Annotated in this window: 3 protein-coding genes; all 3 read left to right on the top strand. The window is 37.1% G+C overall.

Annotated features, from left to right (window positions below; translation table 11 throughout):
- On the top strand, positions 1 to 1,412 hold a 1,412-nt coding region (locus INT04_RS19080; protein WP_193017597.1), incomplete at its 5' end, for a DUF2345 domain-containing protein.
- Positions 1,405 to 2,187 (top strand): DUF4123 domain-containing protein, encoded by a 783-nt coding sequence (locus INT04_RS19075; protein WP_193017596.1) that lies wholly within the window; start codon positions 1,405 to 1,407, stop codon positions 2,185 to 2,187. The genes INT04_RS19080 and INT04_RS19075, both read left to right, overlap by 8 nt.
- A gap of 48 nt (positions 2,188 to 2,235) precedes the next feature.
- The gene (locus tag INT04_RS19070) at positions 2,236 to 2,493 is read left to right on the top strand and encodes a PAAR domain-containing protein (protein ID WP_109401495.1); all 258 of its coding nucleotides are present in this window, start codon (positions 2,236 to 2,238) and stop codon (positions 2,491 to 2,493) included.
- The last annotated feature ends 206 nt before the right edge of the window (positions 2,494 to 2,699 follow it).

Genomic DNA, 2,699 nt, shown 5'->3' with positions numbered 1-2,699 from the left:
CCCCACTACAAGTACTTTCTATCATTGATAACGTCATACCTTCATCATTACCGTCGGTGTTTCAATCACCTATCTTAATCACTCGCTTACGCTTTAGTGGTGGTCGAGAAAAAGCGCTGCAAGTACGATTTAATGCGATCCCCTACAGTGAAACTCTGTGTTGGAGACCTGCGTTAAAGCCTCGTCCTGTCGTCACTGGCACATTAACGGCGCGTATTACCAGTGCAAAGGATAACGATATTTATGCCCACCAAAATGAAAATGGCTTTTATTGGGTAAAATTTGATGCCGACCGTGATGAAAAACCCATGGGCTATGAAAGTATGCCTGTACGCTTGGCAAAACCTTATGCGGGCGATACCTATGGGATGCATTTTCCGTTAATTCAAGGTACTGAAGTCGCTATTGCCTTTCACGAAGGCGACCCTGACAGACCTTATATTGCCCATGCATTGCATGATTCGCGCCACCCCGATCATGTAACGGATAGAAACAACACGCGTAATGTGATTCGTACCCCTGCAAATAATAAATTGCGAATGGAGGATAAACGTGGACAGGAGCATATTAAACTCAGTACCGAATATGGTGGTAAATCTCAGTTAAGCTTAGGTCATATTGTCGATGCCAATCGTGATAAACGTGGCGAAGGTTTTGAGTTACGCACTGACAGTTGGGGTGCAATAAGAGCAGGTAAAGGATTATTTATTAGTGCAGATAATCAAGCCAAAGCAGGGGGTGAAGTGCTGGCGATGGATCCTGCAATATCTTTAGTCAAGGGAGCAATAAGTCAGCTAGATGATTGCAGAGAAATCACACAAGCACACCACAATCTTCAACCAGAAAAAGAAGGGCTAGATAATCTTTTAAAAAACACCGATAAACTAGCATCACCTTCTATTTTAATGCATGCACCCGAAGGAATCGGCATTGTTACCAATGAAACTCTACTTATGCAAAGTGTTGAAGCACTCTATGCTCAAACGAAAGGTGAAATGCACCTATCAAGTACACAGAAAATAGCAGTAAATGCATATCAGCAAATCTCGATGTTGTCTCAAAAAGAAGGTGTACGCATTGTCTCTGGAAAAGGGCCTTTTGAATTAGAATCACATGGCGATATCTTCGAAGCAACGGCACTTAAAGATATTACGGTACAATCAACTCAAGGTCATATTCAATTAACTGCTAAAAATGGAATTACTTTAGGCTGTGGCGGTGGATATATTAAAATAATGCCTGATGGCCAAATTGAAATTCATACACCGAGTCGTTTAAGCCTCAAAGGGCAACATATTTGGAGTGAGCCAGCGAGTGAAGATTTCCCATTACCAGACCTTCCTCAATCTGTTTGTAAAGAGTGTTTAAAGAAAGCCCAAGAAAATGCTATGGGAATCGCTATCCGTGAATAATACATTACAATCCCCATCAAAAGAAATAACGGATCAATGGATAAAACAATTAAAATTGATCTCAGAAAAAACACATCTAGATTATCTCGATATTGTTATTGACCAAGCTGGGTTAGAAAATCCCATCGTTCCAGCTTTAATCAAGATGGATAATGATATTAGATGGTTTTCGCTTTTCACTAATATGCCGGAAGAAGGTTTTTTAGAACAAGCTCCTCTACTTATTCGTATTGAGTGGAATAAAAGTACACATTTAATCTTATTAGAAGAGCTATTTGAATTACTTTATTCAGAGCCTCGATTATTAATAACATCATCCCCTCTTCCATTTAATATGTTATCTACATTTCTACTTTCTCTTGCAGAAATTGAATGGGGCTTTAAATCTTGCTTACTTCGCTTTTATGATACACGGGTATTTCCGACACTAGTAAAAGATATTCTCACACCTGAGCAAAAAAAAAGATTCACTGATATTACTTTTATTTGGGGCTGGCTAGATAGAGACAATGATATGAGTTGGTTATTAGGGAGTTATCATCCAGAGATTGAAGATAAGTCTTTTCCAACAATGGAATTTAACGATGAACAAATTAATAAAATTGGCTGTATAAGTGATGCAGAGGAATTAAGAGCATATTCTGAATTTAATAACACATCGATAACTCAAGAAGAAAATTTCAACCATCTATATGCTCTTGCTATTCAAGCCAATAATAGTGACCATTTGGGTACAATAGAAGAATATGTTCGCAAATACTATTCTAATAATTAACCCACTCAGATTACTATTTTTAAAATTCACGCTTAAAAAGAATATAAAATGAAAAAAATAATTAGAGTCGGAGATACTTTAAATCCTTATGGTGGAAAAGTGATTACAGGAAGCTATTTAGCATATGGAAAGTCTGTTGCTTGTGTTGGCGATAAGGTTATTTGTAATAAGCATGGTGAAAATAGAATTATTGAAGGCGCAAAAAATTCAACAATAAATAAAAGAGCAGTTGCATTAGAAGGGCACCATTGTGCTTGTGGTTGTACTTTAGTAAGTTCACTTTCTAATATAAGTATCAAATCATAAATTAATTATTTATATGTCATTCTTATTTTATAAAAATAAAGTGGATAAAATGATGAAATTAAAAATAATATTATTAGTTCTCGCCTCTTCTCTGTTACTTTCCGGTTGTGCTAATGCGGGCTCTTGGGGTGCAAAACCAGAAAACTCCCTCTTGGGAGCAGGACTTCAAGGCTATAACCACACTCAATACAGTATTACCGGTTTTT

Origin of the sequence: Proteus sp. FME41 (assembly GCF_014897315.1) — a bacterium.
Taxonomy (GTDB): Bacteria; Pseudomonadota; Gammaproteobacteria; order Enterobacterales; family Enterobacteriaceae; genus Proteus.
Note: the sequence above shows the minus strand (reverse complement) of the source record. Positions and strands in the feature narration are given on the sequence as shown.